The organism is Roseobacter sp. MED193, from assembly GCF_000152965.1.
Classification (GTDB): Bacteria; Pseudomonadota; Alphaproteobacteria; order Rhodobacterales; family Rhodobacteraceae; genus Pseudophaeobacter.
The window spans coordinates 306,302-322,205 of sequence record NZ_CH902583.1; the positions used below are offsets into that span (position 1 = coordinate 306,302).

General features: G+C 55.5%; 16 protein-coding genes and 2 tRNA genes. 8 read left to right on the forward strand and 10 right to left on the reverse strand.

The window, feature by feature from the left end:
• Positions 1-15: 15 nt before the first annotated feature.
• Complete coding sequence (locus tag MED193_RS03960; protein ID WP_009808354.1) at positions 16-1,560, reverse strand: helicase HerA-like domain-containing protein; 1,545 nt, start codon at positions 1,558-1,560, stop codon at positions 16-18.
• A gap of 650 nt (positions 1,561-2,210) precedes the next feature.
• On the opposite strand from MED193_RS03960, the gene MED193_RS03965 reads away from it, so the two are divergent.
• Positions 2,211-2,825 carry an invasion associated locus B family protein gene (locus MED193_RS03965; RefSeq protein ID WP_009808355.1) on the forward strand — a complete coding sequence of 205 codons (615 nt, stop codon included), beginning with the start codon at positions 2,211-2,213 and terminating at the stop codon, positions 2,823-2,825.
• A 156-nt stretch (positions 2,826-2,981) separates the two neighbouring features.
• On the opposite strand, the gene MED193_RS03970 is transcribed toward MED193_RS03965, so the two are convergent.
• From MED193_RS03970 to MED193_RS03985, 4 genes are read right to left on the reverse strand one after another with little or no spacing between them, the layout of a single operon-like run.
• The gene (locus MED193_RS03970) at positions 2,982-4,190 is read right to left on the reverse strand and encodes a beta-ketoacyl synthase (protein WP_009808356.1); all 1,209 of its coding nucleotides are present in this window, start codon (positions 4,188-4,190) and stop codon (positions 2,982-2,984) included.
• Positions 4,191-4,221: 31 nt separating this feature from the next.
• Positions 4,222-4,479 carry an acyl carrier protein gene (locus MED193_RS03975; RefSeq protein ID WP_039965854.1) on the reverse strand — a complete coding sequence of 86 codons (258 nt, stop codon included), beginning with the start codon at positions 4,477-4,479 and terminating at the stop codon, positions 4,222-4,224.
• A 48-nt stretch (positions 4,480-4,527) separates the two neighbouring features.
• On the reverse strand, positions 4,528-5,601 hold the full coding sequence (lpxD, locus tag MED193_RS03980) for a UDP-3-O-(3-hydroxymyristoyl)glucosamine N-acyltransferase (protein WP_009808358.1): 1,074 nt from the start codon (positions 5,599-5,601) through the stop codon (positions 4,528-4,530).
• Between the two features lie 45 nt (positions 5,602-5,646).
• Positions 5,647-7,272 (reverse strand): murein L,D-transpeptidase, encoded by a 1,626-nt coding sequence (locus tag MED193_RS03985; protein ID WP_009808359.1) that lies wholly within the window; start codon positions 7,270-7,272, stop codon positions 5,647-5,649.
• Positions 7,273-7,631: 359 nt separating this feature from the next.
• Between MED193_RS03985 and MED193_RS03990 the strand changes: the two genes are divergently transcribed.
• Complete coding sequence (locus tag MED193_RS03990) at positions 7,632-8,201, forward strand: DUF882 domain-containing protein (RefSeq protein ID WP_039965857.1); 570 nt, start codon at positions 7,632-7,634, stop codon at positions 8,199-8,201.
• Positions 8,202-8,327: 126 nt separating this feature from the next.
• Positions 8,328-8,404 (forward strand) — tRNA-Arg (locus MED193_RS03995).
• Positions 8,405-8,622: 218 nt separating this feature from the next.
• Here the strand turns inward: MED193_RS03995 and MED193_RS04000 are convergent.
• From MED193_RS04000 to MED193_RS04015, 4 genes are all read right to left on the reverse strand, one after another.
• Complete coding sequence (locus MED193_RS04000; protein ID WP_009808361.1) at positions 8,623-9,381, reverse strand: enoyl-CoA hydratase; 759 nt, start codon at positions 9,379-9,381, stop codon at positions 8,623-8,625.
• 46 nt (positions 9,382-9,427) lie between these two features.
• Entirely contained in the window at positions 9,428-10,303 is an 876-nt protein-coding gene (locus MED193_RS04005; RefSeq protein ID WP_009808362.1) for an alpha/beta hydrolase, read from the reverse strand.
• The gene (locus MED193_RS04010) at positions 10,281-10,763 is read right to left on the reverse strand and encodes a MarR family winged helix-turn-helix transcriptional regulator (protein WP_009808363.1); all 483 of its coding nucleotides are present in this window, start codon (positions 10,761-10,763) and stop codon (positions 10,281-10,283) included. The genes MED193_RS04005 and MED193_RS04010 overlap by 23 nt, the downstream gene beginning before the upstream one ends.
• A gap of 359 nt (positions 10,764-11,122) precedes the next feature.
• Positions 11,123-11,208 (reverse strand) — tRNA-Leu (locus MED193_RS04015).
• A gap of 161 nt (positions 11,209-11,369) precedes the next feature.
• Between MED193_RS04015 and MED193_RS04020 the strand changes: the two genes are divergently transcribed.
• Both MED193_RS04020 and MED193_RS04025 read left to right on the forward strand, forming a co-directional pair.
• Positions 11,370-11,948: a YqaA family protein gene (locus MED193_RS04020; RefSeq protein WP_009808364.1), complete on the forward strand. Its 579-nt coding sequence runs from the start codon at positions 11,370-11,372 to the stop codon at positions 11,946-11,948.
• Position 11,949: 1 nt separating this feature from the next.
• Positions 11,950-12,417, forward strand: coding sequence for a disulfide bond formation protein B (locus tag MED193_RS04025; RefSeq protein ID WP_039965860.1), 468 nt, complete (start codon positions 11,950-11,952; stop codon positions 12,415-12,417).
• Here the strand turns inward: MED193_RS04025 and MED193_RS04030 are convergent, their stop codons facing one another.
• Positions 12,418-12,843: an Lrp/AsnC family transcriptional regulator gene (locus MED193_RS04030; RefSeq protein WP_009808366.1), complete on the reverse strand. Its 426-nt coding sequence runs from the start codon at positions 12,841-12,843 to the stop codon at positions 12,418-12,420.
• Between the two features lie 112 nt (positions 12,844-12,955).
• On the opposite strand from MED193_RS04030, the gene rocF reads away from it, so the two are divergent.
• Genes rocF through MED193_RS04045 form a run of 3 tightly spaced genes read left to right on the forward strand, consistent with a single transcriptional unit; the run spans position 12,956 to position 15,848 of the window.
• Positions 12,956-13,882: an arginase gene (gene rocF, locus MED193_RS04035; RefSeq protein WP_039965862.1), complete on the forward strand. Its 927-nt coding sequence runs from the start codon at positions 12,956-12,958 to the stop codon at positions 13,880-13,882.
• A complete protein-coding gene (gene ctlX / locus MED193_RS04040; protein WP_039965864.1) occupies positions 13,879-14,805 on the forward strand; it encodes a citrulline utilization hydrolase CtlX in 927 nt (308 codons plus the stop codon). Before rocF ends, ctlX begins: the two co-directional genes overlap by 4 nt.
• Positions 14,802-15,848, forward strand: a complete 1,047-nt coding sequence (locus MED193_RS04045) for an ornithine cyclodeaminase (protein ID WP_009808369.1) — start codon at positions 14,802-14,804, stop codon at positions 15,846-15,848. Before ctlX ends, MED193_RS04045 begins: the two co-directional genes overlap by 4 nt.
• Positions 15,849-15,904: the final 56 nt, after the last annotated feature.

Genomic DNA, 15,904 nt, shown 5'->3' on the forward strand with positions numbered 1-15,904 from the left:
CAGCCCCCTATTTTCTTAGCGCCCTTTGAACAATCCTCCCAGGATCCCACGCACCAACCGGCGCCCTGTAGTGCCTTTGAGCTCCTTGATCACGGCTTCCGACATGGCCGAAGCAAAGGTGTCCTTGGGACGGTGCCTGCGGGCGGATGAACGTGGAATTCGAGAGCCTGAAAAACGCCGCGCGGCATTGAATTCCCGTGCCATAGGCTCGGGCGCCGCCTCGGCTTTGGCCTCGGCCTCTTCGGCCAGCGCTGCTGCTTTCGCGGTCCGCTCTTGCAGGATCTCGTAGGCAGAATGGCGGTCCAGCGGCTTGTCGTATTTCCCGGCCATGTCGGAATCTTTTAGACTCTGGGCCCGTTCCGCTTTGCTGAGCGGTCCCAACTGGCTGCTAGGAGGACGGATCAGGGTGCGTTCAACAATGCCTGGCACGCCCTTTTTTTGCAGCATCGAGGTTACGGCCTCCCCGACCCCCACTTCGCGAATGGCATCTTCGGTAGAGAACCGTGGGTTCTCGCGGTAGGTTTCCGCCGCCAGTTTCAGGTTCTTGCGGTCGCGCGCGGTAAAGGCCCGCAGCGCATGCTGGATCCGATTTCCCAGCTGGCCCAGAATATCCTCCGGCACATCGCCGGGGCTCTGCGTGATAAAATAGATGCCAACGCCTTTGGAGCGGATCAACCGCGCCACTTGTTCAACTTTGTCGACTAGCGCCTTGGGGGCATCTTCGAACAACAGATGCGCCTCATCAAAAAAGAACACCAACCGAGGTTTGTCTGGGTCGCCAACCTCAGGCAGTTCTTCAAACAACTCGCTCAAAAGCCAGAGCAGGAATGTGGCATATAACTTAGGCGCGGCCATCAACTTATCCGAGGCAAGAATATTCACCATACCCCGCCCTTCACGGTCCTGACGCATCAAATCCGTAAGTTCCAGCGCCGGTTCCCCAAAAAGATCCGCCCCACCTTGGTTCTCCAAAACCAACAGCCGCCGCTGAATGGCGCCTACGGATGCCGGAGAAACATTGCCATAGCGCAGCGATAACTCCGCCCGGTTCTCCCCAATCCAGACCAGGAGCGCCTGCAGATCCTTAAGGTCCAACAAGGGTAAGGCCTGCTCATCGGCAAGCCTGAAGGCGATATTCAGAATACCCTCTTGTGCTTCGCTCAATTCCAGCAATTGCGCTAATAGCAAAGGCCCCATCTCTGCTACCGTTGTCCGCACCGGGTGACCTTGCTCGCCAAACAGATCCCAAAAGGTCACCGGGCAGCTATGATAGTGGTAACGGTCAAAGCCGATCGTTTCTGCCCGTCCCATAAAGGCATCATGTAATTTATGCGTCGCTGTGCCAGGCTTTGCTAACCCGGACAGATCGCCTTTGACATCTGCCAGGATCACCGGGACACCAGCCTGGGAAAAACTTTCGGCAAGGATCTGCAGGGTAACAGTCTTCCCGGTCCCTGTAGCCCCGGCGATCAATCCGTGCCGATTGGCATATTTGAAACTCATTTCCTGAGGCTCACGATAGCCTTCACCACCGCCGCCGATAAAAATCTTACTTGTCATGGTCGTCCTTTGCCCGCCTGGTCTTTGCCCCAAGAGATCTGCCGCCCACATTCGTGAAGGAATCACGGGTTGGGATTGCTCCCGCGCCAGTGGGGATCTCTTGAAAACAGATTATTAACTTTTATATGCGATCTATGTCATGTCCGTCCTCTCTAATCGAGATCGTGGCGGGCATTTCCTCCCTGTCAGACTGGCCGTGCCCTGGGCACGGCCCTTTTTTGTCACTGAACAGGGCCCGTCAACCATTCCTGACGCCAAGGTCTGCCGCTAGCTTTAGTGCCAGTTTTCTGTTGCCTTGCTGGTTGAGCCATCGGTCACACCCGACACAGGTCAGTTTCGTGACCTTTCAAGGCATAAAATTCAAGTAAAGCCGCCAAGGGTCACATTTTTTTGTTATTGCATGTTGACCCAGGCACAGGCCTTTCGTAACGTCCTACCCAATAACTAAGTCGGCCAGTCCGACGGGGAGAACTACACAAAAAAGGGAGCCGGAGAGCTTCCTTTTTTGCTTTTGTTCCAAGCTCTTCACTTGTTATTAAATTTGCATACAATTCCTTGCCTATTCTTTGTTGGGCGAGGGATTGAGGCCTGACACCTCAGCTGCAACATGGTAAAGGCTTTGCAAACGACCTGAGAATAATGAGGCATTCATGATCAAGTCCCTTACGCCAATGACCCTGGCCGCCCTAATCGCGGTGACGAGCTCTTTGTCAGCCCAGGAAAGCGAAACAACCGCTCCCCAGACCTCCGAGCAAACTGCAGATCAAATTTTGGATCTTGGTCAACCCGTTGACGATGGCACGCCAAAGCTTGGCGATCGCTATGCAAAAGAGACCCATGGCGACTGGGATCTGGCCTGCGTTAAGACCGAGGCAGAGACCGACCCCTGTTCCTTGCTACAAATCCTGACAGACCCCAATGGCAATCCGATGGCCGAAGTTTCGCTGTTCCGGATTGATCAACCCGGCGGTCAGGCTGTTGCCGGCGCGACAATTATCGTTCCTCTGGAAACCCTGCTGCCCGCCGCCCTGACAATTTCCGTCGATGGTGCCCCCGGAAAGCGCTACAACTACTCCTTCTGCAACCCACTTGGATGTGTGGCTCAGATCGGCCTGACACAAGCTGACATAGACACTTTTAAGGCAGGTGGCGAAGCCACCCTGTCGCTTCGCCCTGCCCCTGCCCCAGATCAGCTGGTCGAGATGAAGATGTCGCTTAAAGGCTTTACGGCCGGGTATAACGTTGTGGATGTTGTACAACAATAATCCGGTGATCTCGGCAAAGTTTGTTCTGAGCCAGACCGGCTCGAAATTTAGGGCCTAGAATCAAGAACCACCGCAGGATCTTTTCCTGCGGTGGTTTTCTTTTCACATCAACCGATGTTCGGCATTTATTTGGCAGGTGGGTTAGATCAAATCGGTTCAGACCCGCCCCAAAGCCAGCACCGCATTCAAACCGCCAAAGGCGAAAGCATTGGATAGCGCCACGTCAACGCGGGCTTCGCGGGCCTGATTTGGCACCACATCCAAGGCGCATTCAGGATCTGGCTCTTCATATCCGATGGTGGGCGCAATTACCCCGTCTTTGAGCGCCATGATACAGGCCAAGAGTTCCACGGCACCGGTCCCACCAATCAGATGCCCATGCATGGATTTCGTCGATGACATCATCAAACGATCTGCATGGGGCCCAAAGACGTCGGCCACCGCAGCGCATTCGGTTTTGTCATTCGCCACAGTTCCGGTGCCGTGGGCATTGATATAGCCGACCCGATCCCGATCGACGCCTGCGTCCTGCAAGGCGCCCGAAATGGCCCGGGCAGCGCCCTGTTTGCTGGGCATGACAATGTCGGAGGCATCCGAGGACATAGCATAGCCCAGAACTTCGCACAGGATATCCGCCCCGCGCGCCTGAGCGTGCTCATAGTCTTCAAAGACAAAGATCCCGGCCCCCTCCCCCTGCACCATACCATTGCGGTTGGCGCTAAAAGGTCGACATGCCTTTTTCGACATGACGCGCAGCCCTTCCCAGGCTTTCACGCCGCCAAAGCAGAGCATAGATTCGGACCCACCAGTAATCATTACCGGGCTCACGCCTGCGCGCACCATCTGAAAAGCCTGGGCCATGGCATGGTTGGACGAGGCGCATGCGGTCGAGACGGTGAAACTCGGCCCTTTGAGATTGAACTCCATCGAGACATGGCTTGCAGCAGCATTGTTCATCAGCTTGGGCACCACAAAGGGATGCACCCGGTTTTTGCCATCTTCATAGACCGAGCGGTAGTTGTCATCCCAGGTAGAGACGCCCCCCCCGGCTGTGCCCAGAACAACGCCGGACTTGGCCGACAGTTCCCCGTGAAATTCCAGGCCAGATTGTTCGATCGCTTCTTTTGCCGCAGTCAAGGTAAACTGGGTAAAACGATCATAAAGGCTCATTTGTTGCCGATTGAAACGTCCCTCGGCTTCAAATCCGCGCACCTGACCCCCGATCCGAATTGACAGCCGGTCTACGTCGCGAAACTCCAGCTTGCCAATTCCACAGCGCCCTTCGCGCATGGCTTCAAAGGTGGAGGCAACGGAATGCCCTAGGGCATTGATTGTGCCGGCTCCAGTAATGACAACGCGCTTCATCTCTGCTTCCCCAAGGGTTTTAGCGCTGATATCACGAGGTTTGTGACACTAATTTGTCAATCCCGGCGATGATGGCCGACACATTTGAGATATCAAACTCGCTGTCCTCTGGAGTGTTGGAGTTGAAGGGGATTGAGATGTCAAATTCCTCTTCGATGGCAAAAATGCACTCCACCAACCCCATACTGTCGATCCCGAGATCTTCTAAGGTGCTGGTAAGGGTTACATCCGATGGCTCAAGCAGCGCCTGTTCGGCGATGATTGCAATGACCTTGTCCTGAGTGCTCATTTTGGCCCCCTGATCTGTGATGTCCCGGCAGATGTAGCGGCTCAAACCCTATTTGAAAACAGCCTTTTTCAGCTTTTCTATATCCCGCATCAAACGCGGCAAACGGCGCTGCGCTTTGTAGATTTCGGTATGGGTTTCCATTTTGACCGCTGGGTAGCCCATGACCACGCGCCCGGCTGGCACATTCGAGATTATCTTGGTAGCGCCCCCGGCAATGACACCGTCTCCAATAAAGATATTGTCTGCTGCGCCGCATTGGCCACCCATCACAACGTTGTTGCCGACCTCGACGGAGCCTGACAGTCCACATTGGCCACAGATCAGACAATCGCGTCCAATGCGGGTGTTATGGCCCACGTGCACCTGATTATCCAACTTGCTGCCGGATCCGATCTCAGTGTCGCGGATGGTGCCATTATCGATGGTGCAATTGGCGCCAATCTCAACATCGTCACCGATGGAAACAGCGCCAAGTGAATGGATGCGCAGCCAGCTTTGCGATCTTGCATCTCCTTGATCGCCAACGGTCTTGCGCACGTTTTCCACGCCGGACACTTCTGGTGTGACGTAGGAGAACCCATCGCTACCGATGCGGGCTCCGGGTTGCGCGCGAAACCGATCCCCAATCCGCGCCCGTGCGCCAATGGAGACCATCTCGCGGAGCTGTGCCTCAATGCCAATTTCAACGTCTGCCCCGATATAGCAATGAGGCCCGATTACCGAGCCCGCACCAATCTTGGCACCTGCTGCAATAATGCTGAGCGGTCCCACCGACACGCCCTCGCCAAGCGTCGCGCTCGGGTCGATCACGGCAGAGGGATGAATGCCGCTCGAGAATCCCTGACCTTTGTCCATCAGGACCGATACGCCACCCAAAGCCATCCGCGGACGGCTGGCAAACAGCGCTGCCTTCAGGCCCAGGGCCTGCCAATCGGCGCCCTCCCACAACAGGGCAACCTGTGCAGAGCCCTTGGCCAGCCCTTGGGCATATTTGGCGGAGGTTGCCATGGCGAGATCCTGCGGACCGGCGTCCTGTGGCTCTGCGGCGCGGGTGATCAACAGCTCGAGGTCACCCTGCGCATCAACGCCAATGGCCTCTGCGATCTCGCGAACAGTGTACATATCTAGGGGCCCTTTCCGGCTTAAGCTCCTGAACGGGCCCCAGATTTACCCCTGAACATCCTTCAATGACACGCCAGCCTGCTCAAGTGCAGCCCAGACTTTGGCGTCACGTCCGTAAACATCCCGGCGGAACTCGGCCCGACCTTTGTTGGACACATATGCGGTTCGGTAGATAATGTGAACAGGCACCTGCTGCTCGAGATCAACCTTGGTCTCTTTGCCGGATTTTAGGATGCGGTGGAAAAAATCAATAGGGTCTTCGGTCTGCTTGGCCAAGAGAGCATAAGCAAATTCAAAGGGCTGCGCCAGACGGATGCAACCGTGCGAGAAAGCACGGACTTCCCGTTTGAACAGGCTCTTTTGCGGTGTGTCATGCAGGTAGATGTTGTGCTTATTGGGGAAGATAAACTTAACCAGTCCCAAAGCGTTACGTGTGCTGGGTGGCTGGCGCATCGCAAAGGGGAAGCTACGGGCGGTATATTGTGAAAAATCAACTGAGCCACGATTGACCACCCGCCCCCGGCTATCGGTGATCTGAATATGGCTTACCGCATTGGGGTTATTGCGCAGCTGTGGCAGATATTCCTTGGTGATGATCGAGCGTGGCACGTGCCAGCTCGGATTGATCACCAGGTGTTCCATCACATCCGAAAACTCCGGCGAGCGTCGGTCAGATTGGTTTTTGCCAATAACCGAACGGGTCTCAAAGGTCACATCGCCATTGTCGATGATCTTGGCGGTGAAGTCGGTTTGGTTGACCAGGACATGGCGCTCACCGCGGTCGGGCGTCAACCAGCGCTCACGCTCCATTGCGATGATCACAGATTTCAGACGGTCCCGAACTGGCCGATTGATTTCTTTCAGAGTACCACCGCCGGCGACCCCATCCACCTCCAGACCGTGATCGGCCTGAAAACTCTCTACTGCGCGCTCCATATCGCGGTCATAACTGGCAGTTGCGCTGCGTTCCATATAGCCAAGGGCAATGAGACGATTACGCAGGGCGACTACATTTGTGCCCGTGTCACCGGGTTCTAGTTTATTGCCGGGAACCGTTGGCCCCCAGCCACCTGCGGCTTGCAACTGTTCTAGGCGCAGCTTTTCACGCATAAGTGCACGATACTGCGGCGAGGCCGGAACCAGGGTGCGCAAATAGGCAAAGGGCTGATTGTCCCGCATCCCCGCCAGAGCGGCGGCCCCATCGTGATCGCGGCGCTCACGCACCATACCGCTGTCGATGCTCGAGGGCTTCAGCAGTCCGGTCTGGACCATGGCCGCATAGTTAACGAAGGCGGTGCTGAGGGCGGCCTCCACCTGGCCGAAGTCACGCGCAGTGCGCGCATTTCGCATCTGTTCTACCAGGCGGGCAGCCGTAGTAGATTGGTCGGGCAAACCATGGGCAGTTGCCTCTTGCAGCGCGTGCAAGAGCGCTGCGCGCCGTTGGCTAGAGGCCTGATCTGCACCGGTCCAAAGCGGTGAGTAGGTATTTTCTCGATAAAACTTCGCAACACCATCGTTAACCGAGGCGATTTCAGCAACCGCCTGGCGAAAGGCCGTTGATTCCGCCGCGGCCATGGAGCCAAAACCAAAGCAGCTGATGCCGCTCAAGGCCAATGCAAAAAGCCCGGATTTCAGCGGGGTAGCGCGGCTCGTGAATTTGGTCTTGGTCATAATTCTTTGGTCCTCAACAGCGATGAACGAATACAATGGTGGCAGCTCTATGAATTATTGGTGAAAGACAATGCCGAATGTCCATTCACGTTTACGAAACCAAGCTCTGACAGAGTCACTTTGGTGCGATGCAGTCGCATAAACAGGGTAATCGACGCTACTCTTAGGGGAAAAATTAACCACTCGTCCCCCTTTTGCGCAGATTTTTGCCGAAAATCCTCGGCAAATTGTCAGCTGGCAAAACGGACCTTGGTAATTGATTCTCTCTGTGGCATACCCACCACAGGTAAAAAGCGCAGTAGGCTCGTAACATCGGGCATAGGCAGGACTAAACACGTTCGGGATGGCGTAGTTAAGACATGGCAGAACTCACTAAGACGGGCATGACCCGGCGGGCACTTCTCGGGGCATTTGCAGCGACGACTGTGGCAGCGGCTCCTACTTTCTCTCAGGCGGCAGGTTTCTTACGCGGTGGTGGCGATATTCGCCGCATTCGCATGTTCTCCGGCCGGACTGGTGAGCGTATTGATATGATCTATTGGATTGATGGCGACTATATCAAAGACGCCGTAAAAGAGATCAACTATTTCATGCGCGACTGGAGGACCGATCAGGTCAAATCCATCGATCTGCGCACCATCGACATCATGGCAGCCTCGCACAATCTTCTTGATGTGAGCGAACCCTACATGATGCTTTCGGGCTACCGCAGCCCCCAGACCAACGCGATGCTGCGCAGCCGCTCCCGCGGCGTGGCGAAGAACTCGCTTCATATGCGTGGACAGGCCGCTGATTTGCGTCTTTCCTCCCGGTCCGTCAGCCAGATGGCCAATGCCGCGAAGGCCTGCCGTGCGGGTGGCGTCGGCAAATACCGCGGCTCAAATTTTGTCCATATGGACTGTGGTGTCGTCCGCAGTTGGAGCGGCTAATCTGGCTGCTTTCTGAGGGGGAATGTCGGTTGTTGGCCACCTTCTCCCCCTTGAGGGAATTTTCTAACCTCTGCAGATTTGCCATTGCGGCTCAGTCTCTTGGTCGCTATACCGCCCCTACCATCAGCACCTGTAGCTCAGCTGGATAGAGCGCTGCCCTCCGAAGGCAGAGGCCAGAGGTTCGAATCCTCTCAGGTGCGCCACTTCCCCCCTTGGCTTTGAACTATCGATCGCGCATTAGGTGGCGTAAAATGTTGGGTGCTGGCGTGATTGTTGTGGCGGTGGCATCCTAGGATGCGCCTGTCTAAGGATGGCCTTAGGCCTTATCTTTTTTCAGTTGAGCGCATCAAATGCCAAAGGGTGGCACTTCGTATATTCAGAGCGCCACCCTTGGAAAATTTCAAACGTTAGTGCTTTTTGGTCAGGAAAAAGACGGCTGACGTTTTTGCATCATCGCAGTGACAACTTCAGAAAACTCCGAGGACTTCAACTGCGCGACAAAAAGTTCGGCCTCCGACTGCATCTGTGCGGCCACCTTATCGCGCTGATGGCGGATCAAAGACTTTGACAGCTTAAGCGCCTCGGGGGCGGATGACGCTATATGTTTGCCGATTGCTGCAACTTCAGCCTGCAGCTCCGTGTCGGGAAAAACCCGCGAAATCAAGCCGTAGTTATGTGCTTCTGAAGCCTGCAATGTGCGCCCGGCCAACAGGATATCATTGGCAACAGGCATTCCTACCGAGGCAGCCAACAGGAGAGAAGACCCGGCCTCTGGCACCAGGCCCAATTTGACGAAAGGCGCTGTGAAGGTTGCGCTCTCGGCGGCATAGACCAGATCACAATGTAATAGCATGGTCAGGCCGACGCCAATGGCCGGACCGTTGACTGCGGCGATGACGGGCTTTTTGCAGGTAGAAATTGCCTCAAGAAAGCGCGCCACGGGAGGCAGGTCGCCAGTGTGATCCGCCATCGAAAAATCCTGTAGGTCATTGCCTGCGGTGAAATAGTCCTCGGCACCGGTGATGACAAAGGCCCGCTGGGTGTCGGAGGCCTCGTAGGCCTTGAGCGCGTCCGCCATAGCGCCATACATCTCTTGGGTTATGGCATTGCGCTTTTGGGCACGGTTGATGGTGAGAGTAGTCACCTGATCCAGGGTTTGAAGAGTGATATAGTCGCTCATATCGGCAGTCCTTACATGTCTTGTTCCAAAAGGCATTCCTGCCAGTTCATGGGGTTTCCCGGTCCTGTGAAAGCCAATCCCAACATTCCGCCCAAAGCGGCTCGCGGCCAGGGCGAAAAGCGCCTTCGTGACCAATACGCCTCACTCCAATGTCAGTGGGCGTTCTAATTTGCAACGATTTCGCCGCGTTAGGATAGCAATCCAGCAAGTCCTGGGCAGCCCGCGGGGTTGCGATCGGATCGTCGCTAAAGACCCATGACCGGATAGGTGCGGTCACATCTGCGTAGTGTTGCGGCTTGAGCAGGCCCTCATAGTCGACCTGAAAATACCGCCTTCTCTGGCTCCATTTGCGCCAGGTTTTGAATACCCGAGGTGGCAGCGCCTCCCCCTGCCAGCCCCCAATGGGCTTGATATAGCCCCAACGCAGCAGAGAATAGCTGCCCAGCCCCCACCAGAAATAGAGTTCAAGGGGCCAGTTTTTAAGCTGATGCCCGCCAATAAATCCGGTTCCCACCGAGATAAAGGCGTGACGATCAATGGCCTCGTGGTTGGACATCACCCCGATGAAATGGCCGCCGACGCTGTGGGCCAGATGGGTGATCCGCAACCCAGGAGCGGCCTGCGACAGATGTTCTACTGCGGCCACCATATCATAGCGGCCCCAATCGGCGTATTCGATTTCTGACTGGGCGAGATCCCCGTGACAAGATCCTGCAATGCCACGATAATCATAGGTAAGCACGATTGCCCCGCGTTCCGCCATGTATTGAGCAATGGCATGATAGAACTGGCGCGGAAAGCCTGTACCAGCAGAAATCAGAACCGCTAAATTGGGGGTATTGCAACGGGTCAGGTCGCCCTGCAACGTGACCCCGTCGCTGGCGACAAAGGAAATCGGCTCACGCCGTGTCGGTTGGATCATGGGGACTTCCACTTTTGGTGGTTTTCGGATTGATTATCTCTTCAGCTTGGTCTGTCAGGTGGGTTAGGAAGCGTTGAATAACCTTTTGTTCTTCCTCGCTAAACGGAGACAGAAGCGCCTTGTTGAAGTGCTTGGTTTCCTCCTTCCCCTGGGCCAACAGCGCGACGCCGCTGGGCTCCAGATGGATATTGGTCACCCGTCTGTCACTGGGTGAGGCGATACGCGCAACCAAACCCCGCTCTACCATCCGGTCCACAAGGCCGGTCAGGCTGGATTTGCCCATGGAAAGGCGCTTTGCAATTTCAGAAATGGGTTGGGCGTCTGACTGTGAGAGCACAAAGAGGACGGCAAACTGGCTTGTGGTCAGCCCCACCGCCCGCCGGGTCCGCCGATCGGCCGCACGAAACAGGGCGCTGTGGGCCACCTGTAACTGATGAAAGACGCGCAGTTTTACCGACAAGATAAGTCTCCAGTCCCTTTGTTCATTTAGTTCGTATATGAACTATATCAGCATGCCTATCTGTCACCTTAGGGCATGACGCAAAGTCAAGGGATGTAGGGCTCTGGTAAACAAGCCCGCAGCGACCCTAGGGACGGCGGGCTGATCCAATCCAGAGTTTCAAATTGGGCCCGGTCACAAGACATGAACGATGATACAGAAGCATCGGCACAGCGGGTCTCCAAACCAGTTTCCCTGGCTTGGGCAGAATCGAGAGATCAAATCATAAATAAAAAGAGGTCGGGGAAACTGAAGGGAGAGCTATGCTTGAAACTAAACAAGGCCTTGCATGAGGTAAGTCATGCAAGGCCTTGATTTAATGGTACCCAAGGCCGGACTCGAACCGGCACGCTGTCACCAGCGGGGGATTTTGAATCCCCTGCGTCTACCATTCCGCCACTTGGGCAACGCCCCGTTCCTATCCAAGCCGGAACCGGAGGTCCAGAGCAAAAAGTAATCAAGAACGGAGAAAATTTGCGATTATCCACTGCAGCTCTTACACTGATATTGACCTCATCTCGTCCCTGTGCGACCCCGCTGATGCAGGGAGAACTAAAGGGGTTTCAGATGCTGCGCAGGCTCTATGATCGGACCATGTCCCTTGCGGATCATCGCCATGCTCTTTGGTGGCTCGCCGCAGTCTCCTTTGTCGAAAGTTCCTTCTTTCCCATTCCTCCTGATGTCTTGATGATTCCCATGATCCTTGCGCGCCCCTCGCGCGCCTGGATTATTGCCTCGGTTGCGCTGATCGCCTCGGTGGCTGGAGGCATGCTGGGCTATGCCATTGGCGCCATGTTCTATGAAAGCCTCGGCCAGCCGATCCTGGAGGCCATGGGGAAAGGCGCCGCGATCGAAGAGTTTAATAACAAATTCAACGACTTTGGTTTCTGGGCGGTGCTAGGGGCTGGCATTACCCCCTTCCCCTACAAGGTCATTACCATCATGTCCGGCTGGACTGGCATGCCAGTGATGACATTCCTGGCGACCTCCGTCTTGGCGCGGGCGTTGCGTTTTTTCATTGTGGCTGGGCTGCTGCGGGCCTTTGGGGCCCCTATTCGTGACTTCATCGAACAGCGCTTGGGCCTTGTCTTCACGGTCTTTATAGTGCTCTTGTTTGGCGGCTTTCTGGTATTGAGGTATCTGTGATATGCGACGAATTTTGATCCTTGCAGCGACCTTAGGATCTGCAGCTATGATGCTGGGAGCGCTAGGTTTTCAGTACATTGGTGAGTTGCCACCTTGCAAAATGTGCTACTGGCAGCGCTACCCCCATGTCGCGGCCGTGGGTATTGGGGTCCTGGCCTTTGTGCTGCCAGGTGTCGGACTGACCGCACTCTTGTACCTCGGAGCAGTCGCGGCCTTGGTCACCGCGGGAATTGGCGTCTATCACACCGGGGTCGAGCGCGGGTTTTGGGAGGGGCCGACAACCTGTACTTCCGGTCCGATTGGTGGGCTGACCCCCGAGCAGCTGATGGAACAGATCATGGGCGCCCCTTTGGTCCGCTGCGATGAGGTGCCATGGGAGCTATTCACCCTGTCGATGGCCAGCTGGAATGCGATCATCTCTTTTGCTCTGGCCGGCCTGTGGATTGCCGCTGCACGCAGCAAACCCTGATCAAGACTCCTTTTTGGTCGCCAGGAGCAGGTTGGTTTCGCTACTCACCACACCATCAAAGGTTCGGATTTTTGCAAGCGCCGCATCAAGCGTTTCCAAGGTCTCCGTGCCCAGTTCCACAATAAGGTCCCAACGGCCATTGGTGGTATGAATCGCCCGCACCTCTGGGATGCCCTGAAGCTGGCGAACGATGCGGCTGGCGCCGCGCCCTTCGATCCCGATCATCATCAAGCCACGAACGGGATCCCGCAGAACGTCCTCTTTCAAAACAACCGTAAAGCCAAGAACATCGCCGCGCAGCTGCAAACGTTCGATCCGGGCCCTGACGGTTGTGCGGGACAAATCCAACTCTAATGCGAGATCTGATAGGCTGGCGCGTGCATTGCGTCGCAACGCCGCAATCAACCGCTCGTCCGTTTTATCCATTTACCCCTCCATAATGTTTGATCATTATCCATATCGGCCATTTTGATTGGTTTCAACCACCTCATTTCGGAGATTTTAATCCCTAACAGATATAGTGCTGGAGAGTTCTACCGTGACGAAGAAGACCTGTTTCTTGATTGGTGGCCCCGTGGACAGTGGTAAACGCCGCCCTGGTTGCCTTATGGGGCCGGATGCATATCGCACAGCGGGTCTTGTTACAGCGCTTGCGGGGCTTGGCCATGAAGTAACAGATCTGGGAAATCTGACAGCAGCTCCACATGATCCCGACGCCGAAGAAGGCTCTGTTTTTGCCCTCAATCAGACCATAGGTTGGACAGTTTCGCTGGCAGAGATCGCGCGCCACACCATGGCCGAAGGCCTGCCCATATTTTTGGGCGGGGATCACGCATTGTCGCTGGGATCTGTCACTGGCGTAGCCGATTTCGCTGCCTCAGTTGGACGACCGCTTTTCGTCTTGTGGCTGGATGCCCATACGGATTTTCACACCCCCCAAACCACCGATAGCGGCAACCTGCACGGAACGCCTGTTGGCTACTTCACCGGGCGTGACGGTTTTGACGGCTTCCCTGCGGTGGCCAATCCGGTTCCAGAAGAAAATGTCTGCATGATCGGGCTGCGATCTGTGGACAATGCAGAGCGCAAGGCCTTGGAGGCCAGCAAAATACATCGCCAGGATATGCGCGACATAGATGAAAACGGTATCGCAGGCCCGCTGGCAGATTTTCTGGATCGGGTTGCAGACAAGAATGGCCTGCTACATGTCTCTTTGGATGTGGATTTCCTTGATCCTTCTGTGGCGCCCGCTGTCGGGACCACGGTTCCCGGAGGGGCAACCGTGCGTGAGGCCCATCTGGTCTGTGAGATGCTTCATGATTCCGGGTTGATGACCTCTTTGGATTTGGTTGAGCTCAATCCCTTTTTGGACGAACGCGGCCGTACGGCAGATTTGATGGTCGACCTTTGTGCATCCGCCCTTGGGCGTCGGGTCTTTGATCGTCCAACCCGGAGCTATAATTGAATACGCTGCAAGCCCCTCGCGCCGTGGTCATGGTGCGCCCGCATAATTTTTGCTCCAACCCCGATACACAGGGAGATAACGCCTTCCAAATCATTGGGGGGAAACCCAAAGAAGTGCGCAAGAAAGCGTTACAGGAGTTTGATAAGGCTGTAGAAATCATACGTTCATCGGGCGTTGGCGTTCATGTTTTTGACGACATCGGCACCACCACGCCGGATAGCGTCTTTCCCAACAATTGGTTTTCAACCCACTCTGGCGGCCATATTGCCATCTATCCGATGCATGCCCCTAATCGCCGATTGGAACGGCGTTGGGACATCATTGAAGCGTTGAAGCGCAGTTACCGGGTGCAGGATGTCATCGATTTTTCCGGGCTTGAGCTGGACGGGCTGGCGCTAGAGGGCACCGGCGCCATGGTGCTCGATCATGTGGGGCGTATTGCCTACACGGTCACGTCAAACCGGGCGGATCCGGTGCTTCTTGAACGGTTTTGCACCCATTTCAACTATGAACCCATGGCCTTTGAGGCTCGTGATTCACAGGGGCGCGAAGTCTACCACAGCAATGTTCTGATGGGCCTTGGCACAGATTTTGCGATGATCTGCCTGTCCATGATTAGTGATCCAACACGGCGCGCTGAAATTGCCACCCGTCTGGAGGAAACTGGCCATGAGGTTATCGACCTAACCGAAGAGCAGATCCGGAGCTTCGCAGGAAATGTTTTTGCGCTCACAGGCACAGGGCCTCTCTTGGCACTTTCGGCCCGCGCTCTGCAGGCCCTGCGCCCGGATCAGATCAATAAGATAGAGCGCAGTGCGACTTTGCTGCCGCTGTCTATTCCCACAATCGAAACAGCCGGGGGGTCGGTGCGCTGCATGTTGGCAGGTATACATCTTAGCCCCCGCGAAAGGACCCCTTCATGACCTTGCCTTCGCAAAAAGCCCTCGTTCCCTTTGTCAGCGTCGACAATATGATGCGTCTGGTCCATAGCATTGGTATTGAAACCATGCTCAGTGATCTTGCAGATTATGTAGAAGCGGACTTTAAGCGTTGGGAATTGTTTGATAAAACTCCTCGCGTCGCCAGCCATTCTGAGGTTGGTGTCATTGAGCTGATGCCCACATCCGATGGCGAGGCCTACGGATTTAAATACGTCAATGGGCATCCCAAAAACACCAGCGAAGGCCTGCAAACGGTCACTGCCTTTGGACTGTTGGCGGATGTCTATACTGGCTATCCGGTCTTGCTCACAGAAATGACTATGCTTACGGCTCTACGCACGGCAGCCACCTCAGCAATGGTTGCTAAACATCTGGCGCCAAAGGGGGCTGATACCATGGCGATGATCGGCAATGGGGCTCAGTCTGAGTTCCAAACGCTGGCAATGAAGGCAATCTGCGGGCTGAAAACGGTGCGCCTCTATGACAAAGATCCTGCAGCAACAGAGAAATGCGCCCGCAATCTGTCTGCCGTCGGCCTTGAGGTTGTCCGCTGCACCACGCCAGAACAGGCCATTGAAGGGGCACAAATTCTGACCACCTGCACCGCGGATAAGCAGAATGCCACGATCCTGACAGACAACATGGTGGGGGCTGGCGTGCATATCAACGCCATCGGCGGTGACTGTCCCGGCAAGACAGAACTGGCAGCAGGTATCCTGACCCGCGCGGATGTCTTTGTTGAGTTTCCCCCACAAACCCGCGTTGAGGGGGAAATTCAACAAATGCCAGACGATTTTGCCGTCACCGAGTTGTGGCAGGTCATCCTCGGTCAGAAACCCGGACGGCGGGATGACAAACAGATCACCCTGTTTGATAGCGTCGGCTTTGCCATCGAAGACTTCAGCGCATTGCGCTATATCCGCGACCGCATCAAAGATACAGAATTCTTTATTGATTTGGATATGCTGGCAGACCCCGATGATCCGCGCGATCTTTTTGGCATGCTGCAACGTGCACAGGTCTAAGGCGGGCGATTTCGTCTAGCCCTGGCGACAACCTATCGATGGCCCACCTATGTTGG

Excerpts from the sequence above, each read along its gene's own strand:
- MED193_RS04020 (WP_009808364.1), top strand. The coding sequence starts at position 11,370 with ATGCTGCGCAGGCTCTATGATCGGACCATGTCCCTTGCGGATCATCGC.
- MED193_RS03990 (WP_039965857.1), top strand. The coding sequence starts at position 7,632 with ATGGCAGAACTCACTAAGACGGGCATGACCCGGCGGGCACTTCTCGGG.
- MED193_RS04025 (WP_039965860.1), top strand. The coding sequence starts at position 11,950 with ATGCGACGAATTTTGATCCTTGCAGCGACCTTAGGATCTGCAGCTATG.
- MED193_RS03965 (WP_009808355.1), top strand. The coding sequence starts at position 2,211 with ATGATCAAGTCCCTTACGCCAATGACCCTGGCCGCCCTAATCGCGGTG.
- MED193_RS04045 (WP_009808369.1), top strand. The coding sequence starts at position 14,802 with ATGACCTTGCCTTCGCAAAAAGCCCTCGTTCCCTTTGTCAGCGTCGAC.
- MED193_RS04005 (WP_009808362.1), bottom strand. The coding sequence starts at position 10,303 with ATGATCCAACCGACACGGCGTGAGCCGATTTCCTTTGTCGCCAGCGAC.
- MED193_RS03970 (WP_009808356.1), bottom strand. The coding sequence starts at position 4,190 with ATGAAGCGCGTTGTCATTACTGGAGCCGGCACAATCAATGCCCTAGGG.
- MED193_RS03985 (WP_009808359.1), bottom strand. The coding sequence starts at position 7,272 with ATGACCAAGACCAAATTCACGAGCCGCGCTACCCCGCTGAAATCCGGG.
- MED193_RS04030 (WP_009808366.1), bottom strand. The coding sequence starts at position 12,843 with ATGGATAAAACGGACGAGCGGTTGATTGCGGCGTTGCGACGCAATGCA.
- MED193_RS03975 (WP_039965854.1), bottom strand. The coding sequence starts at position 4,479 with ATGAGCACTCAGGACAAGGTCATTGCAATCATCGCCGAACAGGCGCTG.
- lpxD (WP_009808358.1), bottom strand. The coding sequence starts at position 5,601 with ATGTACACTGTTCGCGAGATCGCAGAGGCCATTGGCGTTGATGCGCAG.
- MED193_RS04000 (WP_009808361.1), bottom strand. The coding sequence starts at position 9,381 with ATGAGCGACTATATCACTCTTCAAACCCTGGATCAGGTGACTACTCTC.
- MED193_RS03960 (WP_009808354.1), bottom strand. The coding sequence starts at position 1,560 with ATGACAAGTAAGATTTTTATCGGCGGCGGTGGTGAAGGCTATCGTGAG.